Source organism: Streptomyces diversicolor, assembly GCF_057537855.1.
Genome location: NZ_BAAJXA010000022.1, coordinates 116,245 through 136,973 on the forward strand (window position 1 = coordinate 116,245; position 20,729 = coordinate 136,973).

Annotated in this window: 15 protein-coding genes and 1 pseudogene; 12 read left to right on the forward strand and 4 right to left on the reverse strand. The window is 72.3% G+C overall.

The window, feature by feature from the left end:
* Nucleotides 1–541 precede the first annotated feature (541 nt).
* The 5 genes from AC27LF_RS25805 (at nt 542) to AC27LF_RS25825 (ending at nt 5,453) form a co-directional block, all read left to right on the forward strand.
* Entirely contained in the window at nt 542–1,786 is a 1,245-nt protein-coding gene (locus AC27LF_RS25805) for a sialidase family protein (RefSeq protein WP_479658790.1), read from the forward strand.
* A 379-nt stretch (nt 1,787–2,165) separates the two neighbouring features.
* On the forward strand, nt 2,166–3,461 hold the full coding sequence (gene pcaDC / locus AC27LF_RS25810; RefSeq protein WP_479658789.1) for a bifunctional 3-oxoadipate enol-lactonase/4-carboxymuconolactone decarboxylase PcaDC: 1,296 nt from the start codon (nt 2,166–2,168) through the stop codon (nt 3,459–3,461).
* 34 nt (nt 3,462–3,495) lie between these two features.
* Complete coding sequence (locus tag AC27LF_RS25815; protein ID WP_479658788.1) at nt 3,496–4,131, forward strand: MBL fold metallo-hydrolase; 636 nt, start codon at nt 3,496–3,498, stop codon at nt 4,129–4,131.
* Between the two features lie 43 nt (nt 4,132–4,174).
* Nucleotides 4,175–4,963 (forward strand): exodeoxyribonuclease III, encoded by a 789-nt coding sequence (locus AC27LF_RS25820; protein WP_479658787.1) that lies wholly within the window; start codon nt 4,175–4,177, stop codon nt 4,961–4,963.
* A 70-nt stretch (nt 4,964–5,033) separates the two neighbouring features.
* Entirely contained in the window at nt 5,034–5,453 is a 420-nt protein-coding gene (locus AC27LF_RS25825; protein WP_479658786.1) for a DUF6278 family protein, read from the forward strand.
* A 407-nt stretch (nt 5,454–5,860) separates the two neighbouring features.
* Here the strand turns inward: AC27LF_RS25825 and AC27LF_RS25830 are convergent, their stop codons facing one another.
* Nucleotides 5,861–6,616 (reverse strand): hypothetical protein, encoded by a 756-nt coding sequence (locus AC27LF_RS25830; RefSeq protein ID WP_479658785.1) that lies wholly within the window; start codon nt 6,614–6,616, stop codon nt 5,861–5,863.
* Between the two features lie 105 nt (nt 6,617–6,721).
* On the opposite strand from AC27LF_RS25830, the gene ggt reads away from it, so the two are divergent.
* On the forward strand, nt 6,722–8,521 hold the full coding sequence (gene ggt / locus AC27LF_RS25835) for a gamma-glutamyltransferase (protein ID WP_479658784.1): 1,800 nt from the start codon (nt 6,722–6,724) through the stop codon (nt 8,519–8,521).
* Nucleotides 8,522–8,578: 57 nt separating this feature from the next.
* Here ggt and AC27LF_RS25840 read toward each other — a convergent pair whose 3' ends face one another.
* The 3 genes and pseudogenes from AC27LF_RS25840 to AC27LF_RS25850 form a co-directional block, all read right to left on the reverse strand.
* Nucleotides 8,579–11,215: an ATP-dependent Clp protease ATP-binding subunit gene (locus tag AC27LF_RS25840; RefSeq protein WP_479658783.1), complete on the reverse strand. Its 2,637-nt coding sequence runs from the start codon at nt 11,213–11,215 to the stop codon at nt 8,579–8,581.
* 763 nt (nt 11,216–11,978) lie between these two features.
* Nucleotides 11,979–12,074: pseudogene (locus AC27LF_RS25845) on the reverse strand (type I methionyl aminopeptidase); the annotation flags it as partial.
* A gap of 21 nt (nt 12,075–12,095) precedes the next feature.
* On the reverse strand, nt 12,096–12,218 hold the full coding sequence (locus AC27LF_RS25850) for a hypothetical protein (protein ID WP_479658782.1): 123 nt from the start codon (nt 12,216–12,218) through the stop codon (nt 12,096–12,098).
* 83 nt (nt 12,219–12,301) lie between these two features.
* Here AC27LF_RS25850 and AC27LF_RS25855 point away from each other — a divergent pair, with 83 nt between their 5' ends.
* The 6 genes from AC27LF_RS25855 to hydA all read left to right on the forward strand — a co-directional run bounded on the left by AC27LF_RS25855 (nt 12,302) and on the right by hydA (nt 20,718).
* Entirely contained in the window at nt 12,302–14,236 is a 1,935-nt protein-coding gene (locus AC27LF_RS25855) for a hypothetical protein (RefSeq protein ID WP_479658781.1), read from the forward strand.
* A gap of 158 nt (nt 14,237–14,394) precedes the next feature.
* Nucleotides 14,395–15,237: a nitrilase-related carbon-nitrogen hydrolase gene (locus tag AC27LF_RS25860; protein ID WP_479658780.1), complete on the forward strand. Its 843-nt coding sequence runs from the start codon at nt 14,395–14,397 to the stop codon at nt 15,235–15,237.
* Complete coding sequence (locus AC27LF_RS25865) at nt 15,234–16,517, forward strand: aspartate aminotransferase family protein (RefSeq protein ID WP_479658779.1); 1,284 nt, start codon at nt 15,234–15,236, stop codon at nt 16,515–16,517. The genes AC27LF_RS25860 and AC27LF_RS25865 overlap by 4 nt, the downstream gene beginning before the upstream one ends.
* A gap of 112 nt (nt 16,518–16,629) precedes the next feature.
* The gene (locus AC27LF_RS25870) at nt 16,630–18,195 is read left to right on the forward strand and encodes a PucR family transcriptional regulator (protein WP_479658778.1); all 1,566 of its coding nucleotides are present in this window, start codon (nt 16,630–16,632) and stop codon (nt 18,193–18,195) included.
* 155 nt (nt 18,196–18,350) lie between these two features.
* The gene (locus AC27LF_RS25875; protein WP_479658777.1) at nt 18,351–19,193 is read left to right on the forward strand and encodes a nitrilase-related carbon-nitrogen hydrolase; all 843 of its coding nucleotides are present in this window, start codon (nt 18,351–18,353) and stop codon (nt 19,191–19,193) included.
* A 121-nt stretch (nt 19,194–19,314) separates the two neighbouring features.
* A complete protein-coding gene (gene hydA, locus AC27LF_RS25880) occupies nt 19,315–20,718 on the forward strand; it encodes a dihydropyrimidinase (protein WP_479658776.1) in 1,404 nt (467 codons plus the stop codon).
* Nucleotides 20,719–20,729: the final 11 nt, after the last annotated feature.

Genomic DNA, 20,729 nt, shown 5'->3' on the forward strand with positions numbered 1-20,729 from the left:
AGGACCTTCTGGATTCGGTTTGCCGCACGGGTGGTCGGCGGTTGCTCGTCAGTCTCGCTGCCTTCGGTGAACCGCGGAGTTTCTGTTGGGAGATCAGCTACGGCGACCTCCGCTTCACCGCACTCCCGCCCGGGCACGACGTCCGGGTGTTCCGCGTTCGGAGGGGCGGGCTGGGATTTCGTGTGGAGGAATCCGGGCCGGAGCGCAGGGAATACGCACTTGACGCACTCGACGAAGTGCCCGTCACATCGTGAGTTCTTCGCCTCCGACTGGCGCGTACTGTCGGTTGAGTGCATGCGGAGGCCCCACCGGACGTCGGTGTCATTCCGGTGGGGCCTCCGGCATGTTTCGACGAACGTGGGCCCCAGCCTCCTGTGTGCGCCGTCCCCGCTCCGGGACGGCAGGGCCGGCAGGAGCAGAGTGTGTGCGGTGCGGAACGAGCCAGCCGCCTGGTCCTTCATTTCCCCTTCACCTCAAAGGCGTTGCCGCGTCACAGTCATGCCTTTAGGTTCGGCTGATTGTCCCGCCGACCTGGAGAGCGATGAGCCGCCCCTTCTCAAGCCGTCGTATGTCTGTGCTCTGCGTCGTCGCGATAGGCATCGCTGCGCTCGTGGTCTTCGCCCGTCCCTGGGCGGATCGGGCCGACAGCGCGGATGCCGAGCCGGAACGACGATGCGTCTCCTCGGTTCCGTATACCTCGGGTGTGGGAGGCTATGTCAGTTACCGCATACCTGCCGTCGTCCGTACTCGCGGCGGGTCCTTGCTCGCCTTCGCCGAAGGCCGGGTCGGTGGCAGGGCGGACAACGGTGACATCGACGTCGTACTCAGGAGGTCGCGGGACGGCGGCTGCACATGGGGGCGGCTGCAAGTCGTCGCAAAGGGCGAGGGGAACACCCGGGGCAACCCGGCCCCGGTCGTCGATCCCCGGACGGGGAACATCGTGCTCGTCACCTCGTACCACAGTGGTGACGTCACCGAAGCGCGGATTCTGCGCGGTGAGGCCACGGGCGAGCAAGGTCGGCGGGTCTTTGTGCAGACAAGCGAGGACGACGGACGCTCCTTCTCCGCCCCGCGGGAGATCACGTCGGCGGTGAAGAGGCCGGACTGGCGTTGGTACGCCACAGGGCCGGGCCATGCCGTCGCGCTGATGCGGGGCGACCACGCGGGGCGGCTGGTCGTCCCGGCGAACCACTCTGCCGCGCCGCCTCCCGGGTCGCCGGACACCGGCCAGGAGCCCAAGTACTACGGGGCGCACACGATCTACAGCGACGACGGGGGGAGGTCCTGGCACCTCGGTTTCATCGAGGATTCCTACGAAGGTGTGTACAACGCCAACGAGTCGACAGCGGCTCAACTGCCGGACGGACGACTGTATTTCAATGCCCGGAACCAGAAGGGCGCGAGCTCGGGGAACCGCCTGGACGCCTACTCCAGTGACGGTGGTGCCAGCCTGGACCGAGGCTATGCGGAGCAGCGTTCGCTGAACGACGTGCCCTTGGTGGAGGGCAGTGTGCTGCAACTGGCCGGGGAGAGAGGGAACCTGCTGTTCTCGGGGCCCTCCGTACCGACCGACCGTGCGGCGATGGCGTTGTGGAGCAGTACGGACGGGGGGCGGTCCTTCGGCAGGGCGCTGACCCTGTCCACGCGGAAGGCCGGGTACTCGGACCTCGTTCAGACCGATGGCGAGAGTGTGGGAATCCTGTACGAAACAGGTGTTCGGACGGCGTATGAAACGATCGAGTTCCGGCGAGTTCCCTTGAGGGAGTTGTCGGCGGACGGTGAGTAGAAGTCCCCGTGCATGGCTGGACTTCGGACCATCGTGACCTAGAGCGACCACCTCGCCCAGGCGGGCGGCACCTCGGCCCCGACCGCGTTCCGCGAGAACTGCCGGCTCCACGGGACGCCGTGAAGACGTTCCGCGCCGGGCAGGGAAAACGGCCTTCGAAGGGCCGTCTGTACGATGCTCGGGCGTCGTGCCTGACGTACCTGGCGAACAACGGTGTGCCCGATCACCTGCTCGCCATGTGCGCCGGGCACACCGACGTGAAGACAACCGAGACGTGATATGTGAAGCCGGACGTGGCGGACCTGCTTCCAGCAGCGGAGGCTTGGGGAGGTCTGGCGAGGGGAGTGTGACAGATCGTGACAGACAAAGGTGTGATCCCGTGAGCGAAGGCAAGATCGAAACCCTCCAGTACCGCTTTGACGGGCCGGAAGACGCACCTGTCCTGATCCTGGGTCCCTCACTGGGTACCACCTGGCACATGTGGGACCGCCAGGTTCCGGAACTGGTCCGGCAGTGGCGGGTCTTCCGGTTCGACCTGCCGGGGCACGGCGGCGCGCCCGCCCACCCGGCGGACTCCGTCGCCGAACTGTCCGCCCGGCTGCTCGCCACCCTCGACGCGCTCGGCGTGCAGCGCTTCGGCTACGCGGGGTGCGCGCTCGGCGGCGCGATCGGTGTGGAACTGGCCCTGCGCCACCCCGAACGGCTCGCCTCGCTCGCACTGGTCGCCACCTCCCCCCGGTTCGGCACCGCCGACGAGTTCCGGCAGCGCGGGGTGATCGTGCGGACCAACGGACTCGACCCGATCGCCCGTACCTCGCCGGAGCGCTGGTTCACCGGCGGTTTCGCCGCCGCGCAGCCCGCGATCACCGAGTGGGCCGTACAGATGGTCCGCACCACCGACCCGGGCTGCTACATCGCCGCCTGCGAGGCGCTGGCCGGCTTCGACGTCCGTCCCGAACTGGGGCGCGTCGGCGTGCCCACCCTGGTGCTGGTCGGCTCGGAGGACCAGGTCACCGGCCCGGCCGAGGCACGCACTCTGGTCGCCGGGATACCGGACGCCCGGCTCGCGGTCGTCCCCGGCGCCTCCCACCTCGTGCCCGTCGAGCAGCCCGCGGCCGTCACCGACCTGCTGGTGCGGCACTTCTCCAGCGCCTGGCAGCCGGCGTTCGACTCGACGACCGGCCAGATGGCCATCGTGGCGGCACCCGCGAAGCCGGTCCTCGCCGCCCCGCCGCAGGCCGCGCCCATCGCCGAGATCGCCCCGCCGGAGACGGCCCCGCAGCCGCCGGGACGGCCCGACAGCTACGAGACGGGCCTCAAGATCCGCCGCGAGGTGCTGGGCGACGCCCACGTCGACCGGGCGCTGGCGCAGTCCGACGACTTCTCCGGTGACTTCCAGGAGTTCATCACCCGCTACGCGTGGGGCGAGATCTGGGACCGTCCCGGACTCGACCGACGCACACGCAGCTGTGTCACGCTGACCGCGCTGGTCGCCGGCGGTCACCTGGAGGAACTGGCCTTCCACACCAGGGCGGCGCTGCGCAACGGCCTCACCCCCGACGAGATCAAGGAAGTCCTGCTCCAGGCGGCCGTGTACTGCGGTGTGCCGGCCGCGAACAGCGCGTTCCGGGTGGCCCAGCAGGTCGTACGGGAGGAGACCACGCCCGCGGAGTGAGCGCGCGGCTTCGGCGCAGAGGAGGATGGTTCCCATGAAGCTCACGAAGAAGTCCCACTCCTGCGTCCGGCTGGAGCAGGACGGGCGGACGCTCGTCCTCGATCCCGGCGGCTTCAGCGAGCCCGACGCCGCCGTCGGCGCGGACGCGATCCTGATCACGCACGAGCACCCGGACCACTTCGACGAGGGACGGCTGCGGGCCGCCATGGAGGCGAACCCGGCGGCACGGATCTGGACCCTGAGATCGGTCGCCGACCAGATCGCCGCCGCCTTCCCCGGCCGTGTCCACACCGTCGGGCACGGCGACACGTTCACCGCGGCGGGCTTCGACGTCCAGGTCCACGGCGAGCTGCACGCGGTGATCCACCCGGACATCCCGCGGATCACCAACGTCGGCTATCTGATCGACGGCGGCCGGCTCTTCCACCCCGGAGACGCGCTCACCGTCCCCGACCGGCCCGTCGAGACGCTGATGCTCCCGGTGATGGCCCCCTGGAACAAGATCTCCGAGGTCATCGACTACGTCCGCGAGGTCGCGCCGCAACGCGCCTACGACATCCACGACGCCCTGCTCACCGATCTCGCCCGGCCGGTCTACGACCGGCAGATCGGCGCTCTGGGCGGCGCCGACCACCTGCGGCTCGCACCGGGATCCAGCGCCGAGGTCTGAGCACGGTCCGGCGCTGTCAGTGCCGCCGGGTAGGTTGTGGGGCATGCGCATCGCGACCTGGAACGTGAACTCGATCACCGCCCGCCTGCCGCGGCTGCTGGCCTGGCTGGAGAGCAGCGGCACCGACGTGCTGTGCCTGCAGGAGGCCAAGATCTCCGAGGAGCAGTTCCCGCGCGACCAGCTGCGTGAGCTGGGGTACGAGGCGGCGGTCCACGCGACCGGCCGGTGGAACGGCGTGGCGGTGCTCTCCCGGGTCGGCCTGGAGGACGTCGTCAAGGGCCTGCCGGGCGACCCCGGGTACGACGGCGTGCAGGAGCCCCGGGCGATCTCCGCCACCTGCGGCCCGGTCCGCGTCTGGTCGGTGTACGTGCCCAACGGCCGCGAGGTCGACCACCCGCACTACGCCTACAAGCTCCAGTGGTTCGAGGCGCTGCGGGCCGCCGTCGCGGGCGACGCGGCGGGCGGCCGGCCCTTCGCGGTCCTCGGCGACTACAACGTGGCGCCGAGCGATGACGACGTCTTCGACGTGGCCGCCTTCGAGGGCCTGACCCATGTCACCCCGGCCGAGCGCGCCGCGCTGACCGCGCTGCGCGAGACGGGCCTCACGGACGTCGTCCCGCGCCCCCTGAAGTACGACCGCCCCTACACGTACTGGGACTACCGCCAGCTCGCCTTCCCCAAGAACCGCGGCATGCGCATCGACCTGGTCTACGGCAACAAGCCCTTCGCCGACGCAGTCAAGGACGCCTATGTCGACCGCGAGGAGCGCAAGGGCAAGGGCGCCTCGGACCACGCCCCGGTCGTGGTGGACCTGACGGTCCAGGCGGATTGATCACGGGCGTGCGGCGACACCCCGCGCCCACCCTGTGGTGCGGGCACCGGGTCGGTGACACGCTGTGTACATGAACATCCCCTTCCTGGGCAACCGGCACAAGAAGAGCGATGCCCCGGTGCTGCCCGCCGACCGCGAGGGCGTCGCCGAGCTGCTGTCCGAGTGCGATCTGCTGCGCTCCCAGGCGGCCCGGGAGGGCGTCCGGCTGGACGACTCCGTGACCTCGCTTGAGGCCCTTGACCAGCTGGTGCCGCGCTGGCGTGACGACGCGGAGATCCTGCCGTGGCTGGGCAATGACGCGGGTCTTTATCTGGGCACGGTCATCGTGCGTACCGTGCCCGGCGCGTACTGGGAGTTCCAGCCCGGCGGGCAGCCGGTCGTACGGCTCGCATCGGGGCGTGAGTTTGATGTCGTCGAGGCCGGTCACGAGTGGGCCACCAGCGGCGTTCCCGAGCTGTCGCAGCTGTACGCGGAGGTCGCGGAGGCCTGACGAAGCGCTCCGCCGGAGATGCCGCGTATGCCGTCGGTCGTCTGCGGCGTCGTTGTGGCTGGTCGCGCCCGCGCGGCGGAGCCGCATATCAAGACAGCCCCGCGCCCCTTCGATGCGCTGCCGAACCACAGCGGACTTCACCGGCCCTGCTCATGGACCGAGGCCGTGGACGTCGCCGCGGCGGCAGCCGGGGACGCTGCCGGCCGGTGGGGGCACCCACCGCTCCGAAACCGTAGGGGGCAGCGGCTCGGGGCCAGGCCCGCCCGGCGGCAGCCGGAGATCACTGCTCGCGCGGCGGCGCGCACCCGCAGGACGGGTCGGCCGCCGACGAGAAGAGGGTCAGCTGCGCGCCGGACGGCTTGCTCCCGGGCCCCCGGCCGCCACGGGACCGCCGGTCCTCGCGCGTCCTAGGAGGCCCGGTGCGAACGCGCTGCCTCCGGCGCCGGCGGCGGTGCCTGCGCGGCCCGCGTCACATCGGCGACCAGCTCGACCACGTCCGGGCCGTACGCCTGCGAGTTGACCACCTTCAGCAGCAGCACGAACGGGTTCGCGCCGTGCTTGCGGGCCAGCCGCTCGTGGTGCCGGGCGAGATAGCGGGTCGCGGCCTGGTTGGTGATCGCGCGCTGCCCGCAGAACAGGAACACCGGCCGTGCCTCGCGCCGCTGCCCGGCGGTCAGCCGGGCCAGCAGGACGTATTCGGTGACGCCCGGCTCCAGACGGTAGCGCTCGCCGCCGATCTGGAAGGCGCCGCGGTCCGGGCCCGGCTCCGGGTCGATGTTCACCCGCACCCCCGGTAGCATCGCCGACATGTGGGCCAGCATGCGCCGGTTCGAGGCGGGACCGCCCACGCAGAACTCGGTGCGCTCGCCGAAACCCTGCTGGACGTTGTCCTGGGTCACCATCTGCAGATGCGCGCCGCAGTCCTTGATCAGGGCGGCCAGCTCCAGCAGCGCGAACACGTCGAAGCGGTGCACCGCCGGTTCGGAGGTCGCCGGGTCGCGGTTGACGACGAGCAGCGACTCCGAGTTCTCCGGCAGTCCGAAGAACGCCTGCTTGCGCCGCAGCCTGCGCTTCCACACGGTGGTGCGGGCCAGCCAGCCGAGGCCGGCGCTGATACCGGCGGCCACCAGGCCCAGGATGATGTTGCGCACGTCGTCATTCATGGGCGCGCATGCTAGCGGGCAAAGGCAAACCGGTGTTCGAGACGGTCCTGACGGGGACATGCCGTTCCATTAAGCTGCGCGGACGGTCACTCGCTGGAGGTGCGGATGCGTCGCCCTGTCGCGCGGAAACTGTCGGTCCTTGCGGTCTCGGCCGCCGTCGTGTCCGTGGGGGCGGCGGCGCCGCCCGGCGCCACGAGCACCACCCCGCCCAAGAGCCCGGTCGCCGTCGGCTACGGCGGCGCGGTCGCCAGCGTCGACGCGGACGCCTCGGCCGCCGGCATCGAGGTCCTGAAGAAGGGCGGCAACGCGGTCGACGCCGCCGTCGCCACGGCCGCCGCCCTGGGGGTCACCGAGCCGTACTCCGCCGGCATCGGCGGGGGCGGCTACTTCGTCTACTACGACGCCAAGTCCCGTGCCGTGCACACCATCGACGGCCGGGAGACCGCGCCGCTCAGCGCCGGCTCCGACCTGTTCCTGGAGAACGGCAAGCCACTCGCCTTCGCCGACGCCGTCAGCAGCGGACTGAGCGTCGGCACACCGGGCACACCCGCCACCTGGCAGACGGCCCTGGACGCCTGGGGCAGCAAGAAGCTGGGCACCGTGCTGCGGCCCGCCGAACGGCTCGCCCGCGACGGCTTCACCGTCGACGACACGTTCCGTTCGCAGACGGCGGCCAACGAGACCCGGTTCCGCTACTTCCCGGACACCGCCGGGCTGTTCCTGCCGAACGGGCGGCTGCCCGTCGTCGGCGCCACCTTCAAGAACCCCGATCTGGCCCGCACCTACGAGGAACTGGGCCGCAAGGGCATCGGCACGCTCTACCGCGGCGACCTCGGCAAGGACATCGTCGCCACCGTCAACAAGCCGCCGGTCGACCCCGGTTCGGGCTGGAACGCGCGTCCCGGCCGGCTGTCCGCCAAGGACCTCGCCGGCTACCGCGCCAAGTTCCAGGCGCCCACGAAGACGTCGTACCGCGGGCTCGGTGTCTACTCGATCGCGCCCTCGTCCTCCGGTGGCACCACGGTCGGCGAGGCCCTCAACATCCTTGAGAAGACCGACCTTTCGAAGGCGACCGACGCGCAGTACCTGCACCGCTTCATCGAGGCGAGCCGGATCGCGTTCGCGGACCGCGGGCGCTGGGTCGGCGACCCCGCCTTCGAGGACGTACCGACCAAGCAGCTGCTGTCGCAGTCGTACGCCGACTCGCGCGCCTGCCTCATCAAGGACGACACGGTGCTGACCAGCCCGGTCGCGCCCGGCGACCCGCGCCACCCGGCGGCCTGCGGCACGGGCGGCACGGCGGCCCCGACGACGTACGAGGGCGAGAACACCACGCACCTCACGGTCGCCGACAAGTGGGGCAACGTCGTCTCCTACACGCTCACCATCGAGCAGACCGGCGGCAGCGCGATCACCGTGCCCGGCCGGGGATTCCTCCTCAACAACGAGCTGACGGACTTCTCCTTCGCCCCGGCCAACCCGGCCGTGCACGACCCGAACCTGCCCGGTCCCGGCAAGCGGCCGCGATCGTCGATCTCGCCGACGATCGTGCTCGATGGGCACGGCAGGCCGGTGGTGGCGCTCGGGTCGCCCGGCGGCGCGACCATCATCACGACCGTGCTGCAGACCCTGACCGGGTTCCTCGACCGGCATCTGCCGCTGGTCGACGCGATCGCCGCGCCGCGCGCAAGCCAGCGCAACGCGGCCAGGACCGAACTCGAACCCGGCCTCTACGACAGCAACCTGCGGGCGCGGCTCGAAGCCATCGGGCACGCCTTCTCGCCCAACCCGGAGATCGGCGCCGCGACGGGCGTGCAACGCCTCCCGAACGGCAAGTGGCTGGCCGCGGCGGAAACGGCACGCAGGGGCGGCGGCTCCGCCATGGTGGTACACCCGACCCGATGACCTCGGCGGGCGCTCGCCGTCGGGCCGGGCGGCGGGCAGCTCGCGGTCGGGATGGGATCAGGGTTCGGGGGTGGGCGGTTGCGGCGTGGGGTTCGGGGCGGGCGGCGGGTCCGGGGCCGAGGTCGGCGTGGGGGGTGTGCCGTTCACCGGGGCCGTGCCGGGCTGCGGTGGGGGTTCCGTGTCGAAGGTCAGGTGGTGGTCCGTGGCGTCCACCCGCACGCGGCTGCCCTCCGGGAGACGGCCGTCCAGCAGGAGGCGGGAGATGCGGTTGTCGACCTCGCGCTGGATGGTACGGCGCAGCGGGCGGGCGCCGTACTCCGGCTGATGACCGCGCTCCGCGATCCAGCCGACGGCCGCGTCGGTGAAGTCGACGGTGACCCCCTGGGCATGCAGCAGCCGCCGCGTGCGCTCCAGCAACAGGTCGGTGATCCGCCGCAGTTGCCCGGCGGTGAGCCGGCGGAACACCACGATCTCGTCGATGCGGTTCAGGAACTCCGGCCGGAAGTGCTCGCGCAGCGGGCGCAGGATCTGCTCCCGCCGGGCCTCCTCGTCCGCCTCCGCGCCGCCCGCGCCGAATCCGATGCCCGCGCCGCGCCGGCCGATGGCCTCGGACCCCAGGTTGCTGGTCATCACGATGACCGTGTTGGTGAAGTCCACCGTCCGGCCCTGCGCGTCGGTCAACCGCCCGTCGTCGAGGACCTGGAGCAGGATGTTGAAGACGTCCGGGTGCGCCTTCTCCACCTCGTCGAGCAGCAGCAGCGAGTACGGGTGCCGGCGCACCACCTCGGTGAGCTGACCGGCCTCCTCATGGCCGACGTACCCGGGCGGCGCACCCACCAGCCGGGACACCGTGTGCCGCTCCTGGTACTCGCTCATGTCCAGCCGCACCATCCGGTCCTCGCTGCCGAACAGCACCTCCGCGAGCGCCCGGGCCAGCTCCGTCTTGCCCACGCCGGTCGGGCCGAGGAACAGGAAGCTGCCGATCGGCCGGTCCGGGCTGGCGAGCCCGGCGCGGGAGCGCAGCACGGCCTCGGCGACCACGGCGACCGCCTCGTCCTGTCCGATCACCCGCTGGTGCAGATGCTCCTCCAGGCCGAGCAGCCGCTCCTTCTCCTCCTGGGTCAGCCTGCTGACCGGGATGTGGGTGAGCCGGGACACCACCTCGGCGATGGCCTCGGCCGTCACGTCAAGGTCCTGTCCCTCGTCGGCCTTGTCGTCGCCGGTGGTCTCGGAGATCCGGCCCTTCAGCGCCGAGATCCGGTCCCGCAACTGTGTGGCCTGCTCGTACTGCTCGTCCGCGACCGCCTGGTCCTTGTCCCGCAGCAGCTGCTCGACCTCGCGTTCCATGGCACGCACGTCCGTGCCCTTGGTCCGGGCGCCGAGCCGCACCCGGGCGCCCGCCTGGTCGATCAGGTCGATCGCCTTGTCCGGCAGCCGCCGGTCGGTGAGATAGCGGTCGGACAGCTCGACGGCGGCGACCAGCGCGTCGTCGGTGTAGCGGACCTGGTGGTGTGCCTCGTAGCGGTCGCGCAGCCCGCGCAGGATCTCGATGGTGTCCGGGACGGTCGGCTCGGGCACCAGGATCGGCTGGAACCGGCGTGCCAGCGCCGCGTCCTTCTCGATCCTGCGGTACTCCTCCAGCGTGGTCGCGCCCACGACGTGCAGTTCGCCCCGGGCCAGCGCGGGCTTGAGGATGTTGCCCGCGTCCAGTGCGCCGCCCTCGCCGCCGGAGCCCGTGCCCACGACCGTGTGCAACTCGTCGAGGAAGACGATCAGCCGGTCCGAGTGCGCCCGGATCTCGCTGACGATGTTGTTCAGCCGTTCCTCGAAGTCCCCGCGGAAGCGGGTGCCCGCGACCACGCCGGTCAGGTCGAGGGCGACGACCCGGCGCCCGATGAGGACGTCCGGCACGTCACCGTCGGTGATCCGCTGGGCCAGCCCCTCCACGATCGCCGTCTTGCCCACGCCGGCGTCGCCGATCAGCACCGGGTTGTTCTTGCCGCGCCGGGACAGCACCTCGATGGTCTGCTCGATCTCGTCGTCCCGTCCGATGACGGGGTCGACCCGCCCCTGACGGGCCAGGTCGGTCAGGTCGCGGCCGTACTTGTCCAGGGTCGGGGTGGCCGGAGGCCGTTCGGCGCCGGCCCGCTGCGGCGCCTCGGGGGCGTCCGCGGGCATCCCGGCCGCCGCGAACCGGGCCGCGTGCAGGATGTGCCCGGCGGCCGAGTCCGGGTTCGCGGCGAGCGCGCCGAGCACATGCTCCGGGCCGATGTATCCGGCGCCGCTCGACCGGGCCATGTCGTGCGCGTCCAGCAGCGCCCGCTTGACCGCGGGGGTCAGCGAGAGCGAGGTCGGCGGCGGCGCTCCGCCCGGCGGATGCTGCACCGGCCCGGAGCGCTGGTCTATCTCCGTCGCGAGCGAGTCGGGGTCGGTGCCCGCCCTGCTGAGCAGGCTCCGGGTGGGTTCGGTGGCGAGGGCCGCGCGCAGCAGGTGCTGGGTGTCCAGATCGCGGCTGCCGTGCTCGGCGGCGTACTGGGCGGCGCCTTTCACCAGTTCCCTGGCCGGTTGGCTGAGCAGCCGGCCGATGTCCACCTGACGGGGGCCGGGATGCGGGCCGCCGCCGAAGAAGCGGGAGAGGAATTCACCGAAGGGGTCCGGGCCGTGTCCTTCCGGCCCCGTGAAGCCGCTGGTCATGGCGTTCCGTTCACCAAAGAGGTCGTACGGGTGGGCCTACACCACGATGGCACGTCCGCCGAGCCGAGGCATGTCCAGCGGAGCCCGGCCAATCGGCCCTGGGCCCCGGCCTTGGCCCGGCCTCGGTCTGGCCCTGGCCTGTCGGTCCGTGGCGCGGCCATGGCGGTACGGGGTTGACGGCGGGCGAACGCTGCGGGGTTCGCCGCGTGTCACTGGCGGCGGGTTCCCCGCTGGTGCGGCGGGTGTCCGCGCGCCGTGGGAGCAGCGTCACCCCTCCGGCCTCGGCCTCGGCCCGGCCTCGGCCTCGGCCCGGCCTCGGTCCCGGCCATGGCCCGGCCCGTCCCGGCCCCGGCCTGGCCTTGGTCCCCGCGTCGGGCCCGGCCGCGGTGCCGGTGTCCGCCTTGGTCCCGGCGTCGGTCCGCACTTGGCCCCGGTCCCGGCCTCGGCCCGCCGGGTCGGCCGCCCCGCGCCGCGCATCCGGCCGCGCGGCGGATACCGGGCCCGCGGAGCGCTACGCGGAAGGACACCTCAGGGGAGCATCCGGTCACCATGGTGCCCGGGGGCGACCGACGGCGCATCGCGGCATGTGCAGGGGAGCGCTCGGCGTTCGGGGAGGATGAGGGGCCCGGCGCGGTGATCGCCGCCGTGTGCTCCGGGTGGCCGCGCGCGAGCCGTGGCCGGTGTGCGGGGTTCAGTCGTCGGGTGCGGGTGGGGTCCAGTCGTCGGGTGCCGTGTAGTCGCCGTCCTTGCCCCGCCGATCAGCACGGTTGTCGGCGACGGCCGTCTCGATGCCTGCCGCCAGGGCCCGCTCGGCGGTCTCGACCAGCCGCTCGTCCGCGGGCCGGGGTCGGCCCACGACACCGCAGGGGCAACCGGACGGTCAAGGGGTGCCCAGCTTGTGGTCAAGGGTGGGGAAAGCCGCCTGGTCGGGGCTCGGGTGGGCGGTCCGGGCGCCCTGCTGGGCCGCGGCCTGCGCGTCGTTCCCGTGGGTGGTCGCAGTCACCCGGAAAACTCCCTGTAGCGGTGGCGTAACACGGCTGGTGTTCTCTACCGGGCGGAGTGCTCCATTCTGGCGGGAGTTGGGCGATGGCAGTGGATCAACTCCCAGGAGAAGTGCGGGAGTTCGCGAACTACCTGGACGGTCTCCTGGCGCGCCTCGACCAGCGCGGCGGCTGGTGCGCGGTCTTCTGGGGGCGGGACGCGGATGGTATGCGGGCGTGTCTCGACGGGCGGGAGATCCCGCCGTGGGACGTGGTGGAGGCGCTGTTGCAGGACCTGGCGGCGGCCTACGGCCCGGACACCGCGGGGGCGGAGCGGGAGCGCGCCCGGCACCTGTACGCGGCGGCGCTCACCGCGTACGACGCCCGGCCGGGCGCCCGGGACGCGCTCGGCGACCGCCTCGACGTGATGCTCCGCGAGCAGCGGTACGCCGCCGAACGCCAGGTAGAACTGCGCCGGTCGCTAGCCGCCGCCGGTACCTCCGAGGCGGCCCACGCCCTCCGCCTCGACCTCGCCTGGGCCCGCGACGACCACCAGCGGGCGACCGCACGGTGCGCCGAACTACGCCTGCGCATAGCGGAGTTGGACCGACGCGACACCCACCCCACGCGGCACGGCACCGACGGCTTCCCCGCCGGGGCACGGCACGGCACGGGACCGTGGCCCGACGCACCGGCACCGGGCCACCCGGCGGGCAGCCGGACGGCGGCGGGCATCCAGGCACCGGACCCCAACCGGGCACGACACCCGGACGACCCCGGACGCCTTGCCGGCGCACCGACGCAAGGCGGGTATCCCAGGGGCGGCCCCGGCCCGGTGGCGCCTGGCCTCGTGCGTCGCGGTGGCGCCGGACCGGGTGACGCCGTGGGCGCGGGCGGTGCCAGGGCGCATGGTGCCGTGAGTCCTGCTGGTTTCGGAGCGGGTGGTGGTGTGGGCCCGGGTCCTCTAGGACCGAGTGCCGGTGCAGCCCCGGCTCCTGCCGGATCCGGTGGTGGTGTGGGGCTCGGCGGTGCTGCCGGCGCCCATGGTGCAGTCGGGGCCGGTGACACCGTAGCTCCGGCCAGCCGTGAGCCCCGGGCTACTGCTCTCGGGCAGCCCGCGCGCTCCGCCGTCCACGGCATCCCCGGCGCCGTACCCGGTGATGCCCCGGATCCCACCACCCCGGGTGCCCCGGAACGCGGTGACGACCACCCGGCCGACCGGCACGACGCCGTCGGTGCGGCCGCCCCCACGCCCCCCGCAGCCGCCGTCGCGCCCCCGGCGGCAGCCGGTCCGCTGCCGTCGTTCTCCGGTAAGCAGCGCAAGCGGCGGCGCGGTGGTGCGCGGTTCGCCGGGATGGTCGAGGACGACGTCGGGCCCGCCCCCGAGCCCCCGTCCGGGCCGGTGCTGCCCGCGGCGGCCCCCGCCGGGCGCCGCACCCCGCGCGGCGCCCGGTTCGCCGGTGCCGCCGACGCGGTCGAACCGCCCGGGCCACGGGTGGAGCCCGCGGACGCCGAGGCGGCACCGGCCGTCGCGGGCGCCGTCCGGGCGCTGGACCGGCTGCGCCGCGAGGGCCGTACCGGCGAGGCGCACGCCCTGCTGGTCGAGGCCGCGCACTGGCCCCCCGCCCGGCTCCCGCTGCTCGCCGACGAACTGCGGCGCACCGGGCACGGCGCCGACTGGGCCACGCTGCTGTGGGAGGCCGCCTCGCTGCCGGCCGACCGCCTGGTCGCCGCGGCCGACGCGCTCGTCGCGGCGGGGCGGACCGCGGACGGGGAGCAGATCCTGCGCCAGGGCGTCGTACGGCCCGCCGAGGAGATCGGCGCGGCGGTGCTCGCACTGGCGGCCGAGGGACGCGTCCGCGAGGTGCGGGCCCTCCTCGACGCCTACGTCCGGGTCCGTACCCCCGAGGAGGCGGCCCGCAGCGCCGCAGCCGACCCACGGCGCCTCGTACCGCACCTGCTGGAGGCCGCGCGGGGCGTCTCGCAGGAGCGACACTGGGACCTGGTGCACGCCCTGCGTGTGGCCGGACACTCCGCCTGACCGGCCCAGCGGCTCACCCACTGGAGTGTGAAACATGATCGACTCCGCGGGTTCACGACGATGGTCTTGGCAAGCCCGTCCGGGAGGCTTACGTTCGTCCCTCTACCGCCTGTGTCTACGGGCGTAGAGGCTCTGACGTCCCGTCGAAGGAGCAGCTCATGGCCGACGTCCTACGCGCCGCTCTGGTCCAGGCCACCTGGACCGGCGACACCGAGTCCATGGTGGCGAAACACGAGGAGCACGCCCGCGAGGCGGCCCGCCGGGGAGCCCGGATCATCGGCTTCCAGGAGGTCTTCAACGCCCCCTACTTCTGCCAGGTCCAGGAGCCGGAGCACTACCGCTGGGCCGAGCCGGTGCCGGACGGGCCGACCGTGCGTCGTATGCGGGAGCTGGCCCGCGAGACCGGCATGGTGATCGTCGTGCCGGTCTTCGAGATCGAGCAGTCCGGCTTCTACTACAACACCGCGGCCGTGATCGACGCCGACGGCAGCTACCTGGGCAAGTACCGCAAGCACCACATCCCGCAGCTCAAGGGCTTCTGGGAGAAGTACTACTTCAAGCCGGGCAACGCCGGCTGGCCCGTCTTCGACACCGCGGCGTGCAAGGTAGGCGTCTACATCTGCTACGACCGGCACTTCCCCGAGGGCTGGCGCCAACTGGGCCTCCAAGGTGCCCAGTTGGTGTACAACCCGTCGGCCACCTCGCGCGGTCTTTCGGCCCATCTGTGGCAGCTGGAGCAGCCCGCCGCGGCGGTGGCCAACGAGTACTTCATCGCCGCCATCAACCGGGTCGGGCAGGAGGAGTACGGGGACAACGACTTCTACGGGACGAGCTACTTCGTCGACCCGCGCGGACAGTTCGTCGGCGACGTCGCCGGCGACAAGGACGAGGAACTGCTCGTCCGCGATCTCGACCTCGACCTCATCGAAGAGGTGCGGCAGCAGTGGGCGTTCTACCGCGACCGCCGCCCCGACGCCTACGAAGGGCTGGTGCAGCCGTGAACGACCTCTACGCCCGCCACCGCAACGTCCTGCCCGACTGGCTCGCCCTCTACTACGAGGACCCGCTGGAGATCACCCACGGCGAGGGACGCCACGTGTGGGACGCGCGCGGCAACCGGTACCTGGACTTCTTCGGCGGCATCCTCACCACGATGACCGCGCACGCGCTGCCCGAGGTGACGAAGGCGGTCAGCGAGCAGGCGGGGCGGATCATCCACTCCTCGACCCTCTACCTCAACCGGCCGATGGTCGAACTCGCCGAGCGCATCGCCCAGGTGTCGCAGATCCCGAACGCCAGGGTGTTCTTCACCAGTTCCGGCACCGAGGCCAATGACACCGCCCTGCTGCTCGCGACCGCCCACCGGGGCAGCAACACGGTCCTGGCGATGCGCAACAGCTACCACGGCCGCTCCTTCAGCGCCGTCGGCATCACCGGCAACCGCGGCTGGTCCCCGACCGCCCTGTCCCCGCTGCAGACCCTGTACGTGCACGGCGGCGTCCGCACCCGCGGCCCCTACGCCCACCTGGACGACGCGGAGTTCATCGCCGCCTGCGTGGCGGACCTGAAGGACCTCCTCGGCCACACCCGGCCGCCGGCCGCCCTGATCGCGGAGCCCATCCAGGGCGTCGGCGGTTTCACCTCGCCGCCCGACGGCCTGTACGCGGCCTTCCGCGACGTGCTCAAGGAACACGGCGTGCTGTGGATCGCCGACGAGGTGCAGACGGGCTGGGGCCGTACCGGAGAACACTTCTGGGGCTGGCAGGCGCACGCCCGCAGCGGCCCGCCCGACATCGTCACCTTCGCCAAGGGCATCGGCAACGGCATGTCCATCGGCGGGGTCGTGGCCCGCGCCGAGATCATGAACTGCCTCGACGCCAACAGCATTTCGACGTTCGGCGGCACCCAGATCACCATGGCGGCCGGCCTGGCCAACCTCACCTATCTGCTGGAGCACGACCTTCAGGGCAACGCCCGCCGGGTCGGCGGTCTGCTCATCGAACGGCTGCGGGCCGTCGCCGCGCAACTGCCCGGCGTACGAGAGGTGCGCGGGCGCGGACTGATGATCGGCATCGAGCTGGTGCGGCCGGGCACCGACGAGGCCGACCCGCAGGCGGCCTCCGCCGTCCTGGAGGCGGCCCGCGAGGGCGGGTTGCTGATCGGCAAGGGCGGCGGCCACAACACCAGCGCCCTGCGCATCGCGCCACCGCTGTCGCTGACCGTCGCGGAGGCCGAGGAGGGCGCCGCCGTCCTCGAACGCGCCCTCAGGAGCACGCAGTAGCGCCGAGCCCGGCAGCGGCGGACGACTCGGCACCGGCATCCCGCGCCCCGGAGGAGAACCGAGCGGCAGAGAACGAGAAGCGAAACAGAAGAGCAAGGAAGGGGAGCATGCCATGACCACCGCCTTGGAGCCCCTGGAACCCGTGCTGTCGGTGCGTCAGGTCCTCGCCCTGGAACGGGTGCTGGCCGGGGAGCCCGAGGTGGTGGCCGGCGCCGCCCAGCTCGACCGGCCGGTGCGCTGGGTGCACGTGGCCGAGGCCGCCGACGTCGGTGTGATGCTCACCGGCGGGGAGATGGTGCTCACCACCGGGGTGCTGCTCGCCGGCGACGAGGACAAGCAGGCCGAGTACATCCGGTCGCTGTACCGCGCGGAGGCCGCGGCCGTCGTCCTGGGCCTCGGCCGGGCGTTCCCGGCGCCACCGGACGTGATGCGCCGGGCCGCCGAGCGGTGCGGGCTGCCCCTGGTCGTGCTGCACCGGCCGTTCCCCTTCGCCGAACTGACCGAGGAGGTGCAGTCCCGGCTGGTGCGGCGCAAGTTCGCCGCCGTCAGCCTCTCGGAGGCGGTACGGACCGCGCTGACCGCCCTGATCACCGCGGGCGCGCCGCTGCAGAGCCTGCTCGACGAGGTCGCCGCGCACAGCGCCTGCCCCGTCGTCGTCACCAACCTCGCCCACCGGGTGCTGGCCACGGCGGGGGAGCGGCCGGCCGTGGACGACGTGCTGCGTGACTGGGAGCGCATCGCACGGCAGGCGGGCGGCAGCGAGGGCGACGGCTGGATCCGGGCCGAGCTGGGCGGACGCGGTGAGCGCTGGGGACAGATCGTGCTGTGCGGGTACCGCGGCGGCACGGCCGCCGGCCGGCTGCTCGCCGACCGGGCCGCCGAGGCCCTGGTGCTGCACCGCATGCTCGGCGGCGGCTCGGCCCACTCCTGGGAGGAGCAGTCCGCGCAGAGCCTGCTGACCGACCTGGTCTCCGGGGTGGTACCGGCCCGGCAGCTGCTGCCGCGGGCGCGGGCGGCCGGGCTGCCGGTCAACCGGCGGACCTTCGTCCCGCTGGTGGTGCGGGACGCCGCGCCCGCCGGGCTCGACCGGGTGCTGCGGATGCTGGGGCTCGCCGGACTCGTCGCCGAACTCGCCGACGGGGCCACCGCGGTGCTGCTGAGCCTCGCCAGGGACCAGGACGCGCAGGCGCTCACCGCGCACTTCGCGGCGCGGCTGCGAGCCGAGTCCGGCCGCACCCGCAGCGTGGTCGCCGCGGCCGGGCCGCGGACCGTCTGGGACGAGGTGCCCGCCGGGCTGCACGAGGCCCAGCACGTCGCCGACGCCGTCGCCGACTCCTCCGCCGCCCTCGACCTGCCCGGCGTCGTCCGGCTCAGGGACGTCCATCTGCGCGGTCTGATCCGGCTCCTGCGCGACGACCCGCACGTCCAGTCCTTCGCGGAGCGGGAACTGGACGGGCTGCTGTGCGGCACCGACCAGGACCTTCTGAATGTGCTGCGGACCTATCTCGCCACCGGCCGCAACAAGTCCCGCACCGCCCAGCTGCACCATGTCTCCCGGCCCGCGCTCTACCGCCGTCTGGAGGCGATACAGGCCCGGCTGGGCGTCGACCTCGATGACTTCGAACAGGCGGCCTCGGTGCACATCGCGCTGCTCGCGCACGACGCGCAACACGGCTGAAACGCTGAACGACCTGCGAAAACGGCGGTGAAACATGGCCCAGAGCCGATGTGACACGATGGCACGCCACACCCCCGCAGACGTGACACGCTGCCACTCACACCGCGTCCGGGGACTTCCTAGGCTCACCGCACACCGAGCGACCGGAGGTCCCGATGAGCCAAGTGATCCGTGCCGCCCTCTTCCAGACCGCCTGGACCGGCGACAAGGAGTCCATGATCCAGGTCCACGAGCAGGCGGTCCGCGACGCGGCCGCACAGGGCGCCCGCGTCCTGTGCTTCCAGGAACTGTTCTACGGACCGTACTTCTGCCAGGTCCAGGACAAGGCGTTCTACGAGTACGCCGAGCGGATCCCCGAGGGCCCCACCGTGCGCCGCTTCCAGGCCCTGGCACAGGAGTACGGCATCGTCCTCGTGCTGCCCATGTACGAGGAGGAGCAGCCCGGAGTCCTCTACAACACCGCGGCGGTGATCGACGCGGACGGCTCCTACCTCGGCAAGTACCGCAAGACCCACATCCCGCAGGTCGAGGGCTTCTGGGAGAAGTTCTACTTCCGCCCGGGGAACAGCGGCTGGCCCGTCTTCGAGACGGCCGCCGGCCGGATCGGCGTCTACATCTGCTACGACCGGCACTTCCCGGAGGGCTGGCGGGCGCTGGGCCTCGGCGGCGCCGAGATCGTCTTCAACCCGTCGGCCACCTCGCGCGGCCTGTCCCGCTATCTGTGGCAACTGGAGCAGCCGGCCGCGGCGGTCGCCAACGAGTACTTCGTGGGCGCGATCAACCGGGTCGGCGTCGAGGACCTCGGCGCCGACGACTTCTACGGGACGACGTACTTCGTCGACCCGCAGGCCCAGTTCGTCGGCGAGGTAGCGAGCGACAAGGAGACCGAACTCGTCGTGCGCGACCTGGACCTCGCCAAGCTGCGCGAGGTCCGCGACCGCTGGCAGTTCTACCGCGACCGTGCCCCGGGCGCGTACGGGCCGCTGACGGCTCCGTGATCGGGCGGTCCGCACGCGCGGGCCCCGAAGGGGCGCCGGGCCGTGTCCGACGCGCCCCCGCCGCCGCACCGGCGCGAGCGGCCACCTCGAATCCGCACATGACCAGCGAGGGAGTGGACCCATGACCGGCCGTACCGTCATCCGCGGTGGACTCGTCGTCACCGCGTCCGACGAGATCCACGCCGACGTCCTGATCGAGGACGGCCGTATCGCCGCCCTCGCGGCCTCCGGCACCGAGGCGGCCGGGGCCTTCACCGCCGAGAGGAGCATCGACGCCACCGGGAAGTACGTCATCCCGGGCGGGGTCGACGCCCACACCCACATGGAGATGCCGTTCGGCGGCACCTTCGCCTCGGACACCTTCGAGACCGGCACCCGGGCCGCCGCCTGGGGCGGTACGACGACGATCGTCGACTTCGCCGTCCAGAGCGTCGGCCACTCGCTGCGCGAGGGACTGGACGCCTGGCACGCCAAGGCCGAGGGCAACTGCGCCATCGACTACGGCTTCCACATGATCGTCTCCGATGTGAACCCGGAGACGCTGAAGGAGATGGATCTGCTGGTGGAGGAGGGCGTGACCTCCTTCAAGCAGTTCATGGCCTACCCGGGCGTCTTCTACAGCGACGACGGTCAGATCCTGCGCGCCATGCAGCGCGCCGCCGGCAACGGCGGGCTGATCATGATGCACGCCGAGAACGGCATCGCGATCGACGTCCTGGTCGAGCAGGCCCTCGCCCGCGGCGAGAGCGACCCCCGCTACCACGGCGAGGTCCGCAAGGCCCTGCTGGAGGCCGAGGCCACCCACCGCGCCATCCGGCTCGCCCAGGTCGCCGGGGCGCCGCTGTACGTCGTGCACGTCTCCGCGCAGGAGGCGGTCGCCGAACTGACCAGGGCCCGCGACCAGGGCCTCGACGTCTTCGGCGAGACCTGCCCGCAGTATCTGTTCCTGTCGACCGACAACCTCGCCGAACCCGGCTTCGAGGGCGCCAAGTACGTCTGCTCCACCCCGCTGCGCCCCCGTGAGCACCAGGCGGCGCTGTGGCGGGGACTGCGCGCCAACGACCTCCAGGTCGTCTCCACCGACCACTGCCCCTTCTGCTTCACCGGCCAGAAGGAGCTGGGCCGCGGCGACTTCTCGAAGATCCCCAACGGCCTGCCCGGCGTCGAGAACCGCATGGACCTGCTGCACCAGGCCGTCGTCGACGGACACATCTCCCGCCGCCGCTGGATCGAGATCGCCTGCGCCACCCCGGCGCGGATGTTCGGCCTGTACCCGAAGAAGGGCACCATCGCGCCCGGCGCCGACGCCGACGTCGTCGTCTACGACCCGCACGCCGAGCAGGTGCTGTCCGCGACGACCCACCACATGAACGTCGACTACTCGGCCTACGAGGGCAGGCGCGTCACCGGCCGGGTCGAGACCGTGCTCTCGCGCGGCGAGGCCGTCATCACCGAGCGGGAGTACACCGGACGCGCCGGGCACGGCGTCTACACCCCGCGCTCCACCTGTCAGTACCTCAACTAGGTCACCTAGGA

Excerpts from the sequence above, each read along its gene's own strand:
- AC27LF_RS25805 (WP_479658790.1), top strand. The coding sequence starts at position 542 with ATGAGCCGCCCCTTCTCAAGCCGTCGTATGTCTGTGCTCTGCGTCGTC.
- AC27LF_RS25815 (WP_479658788.1), top strand. The coding sequence starts at position 3,496 with ATGAAGCTCACGAAGAAGTCCCACTCCTGCGTCCGGCTGGAGCAGGAC.
- AC27LF_RS25820 (WP_479658787.1), top strand. The coding sequence starts at position 4,175 with ATGCGCATCGCGACCTGGAACGTGAACTCGATCACCGCCCGCCTGCCG.
- AC27LF_RS25825 (WP_479658786.1), top strand. The coding sequence starts at position 5,034 with ATGAACATCCCCTTCCTGGGCAACCGGCACAAGAAGAGCGATGCCCCG.
- AC27LF_RS25830 (WP_479658785.1), bottom strand. The coding sequence starts at position 6,616 with ATGAATGACGACGTGCGCAACATCATCCTGGGCCTGGTGGCCGCCGGT.
- ggt (WP_479658784.1), top strand. The coding sequence starts at position 6,722 with ATGCGTCGCCCTGTCGCGCGGAAACTGTCGGTCCTTGCGGTCTCGGCC.
- AC27LF_RS25840 (WP_479658783.1), bottom strand. The coding sequence starts at position 11,215 with ATGACCAGCGGCTTCACGGGGCCGGAAGGACACGGCCCGGACCCCTTC.
- AC27LF_RS25855 (WP_479658781.1), top strand. The coding sequence starts at position 12,302 with ATGGCAGTGGATCAACTCCCAGGAGAAGTGCGGGAGTTCGCGAACTAC.
- AC27LF_RS25860 (WP_479658780.1), top strand. The coding sequence starts at position 14,395 with ATGGCCGACGTCCTACGCGCCGCTCTGGTCCAGGCCACCTGGACCGGC.
- AC27LF_RS25870 (WP_479658778.1), top strand. The coding sequence starts at position 16,630 with ATGACCACCGCCTTGGAGCCCCTGGAACCCGTGCTGTCGGTGCGTCAG.
- AC27LF_RS25875 (WP_479658777.1), top strand. The coding sequence starts at position 18,351 with ATGAGCCAAGTGATCCGTGCCGCCCTCTTCCAGACCGCCTGGACCGGC.
- hydA (WP_479658776.1), top strand. The coding sequence starts at position 19,315 with ATGACCGGCCGTACCGTCATCCGCGGTGGACTCGTCGTCACCGCGTCC.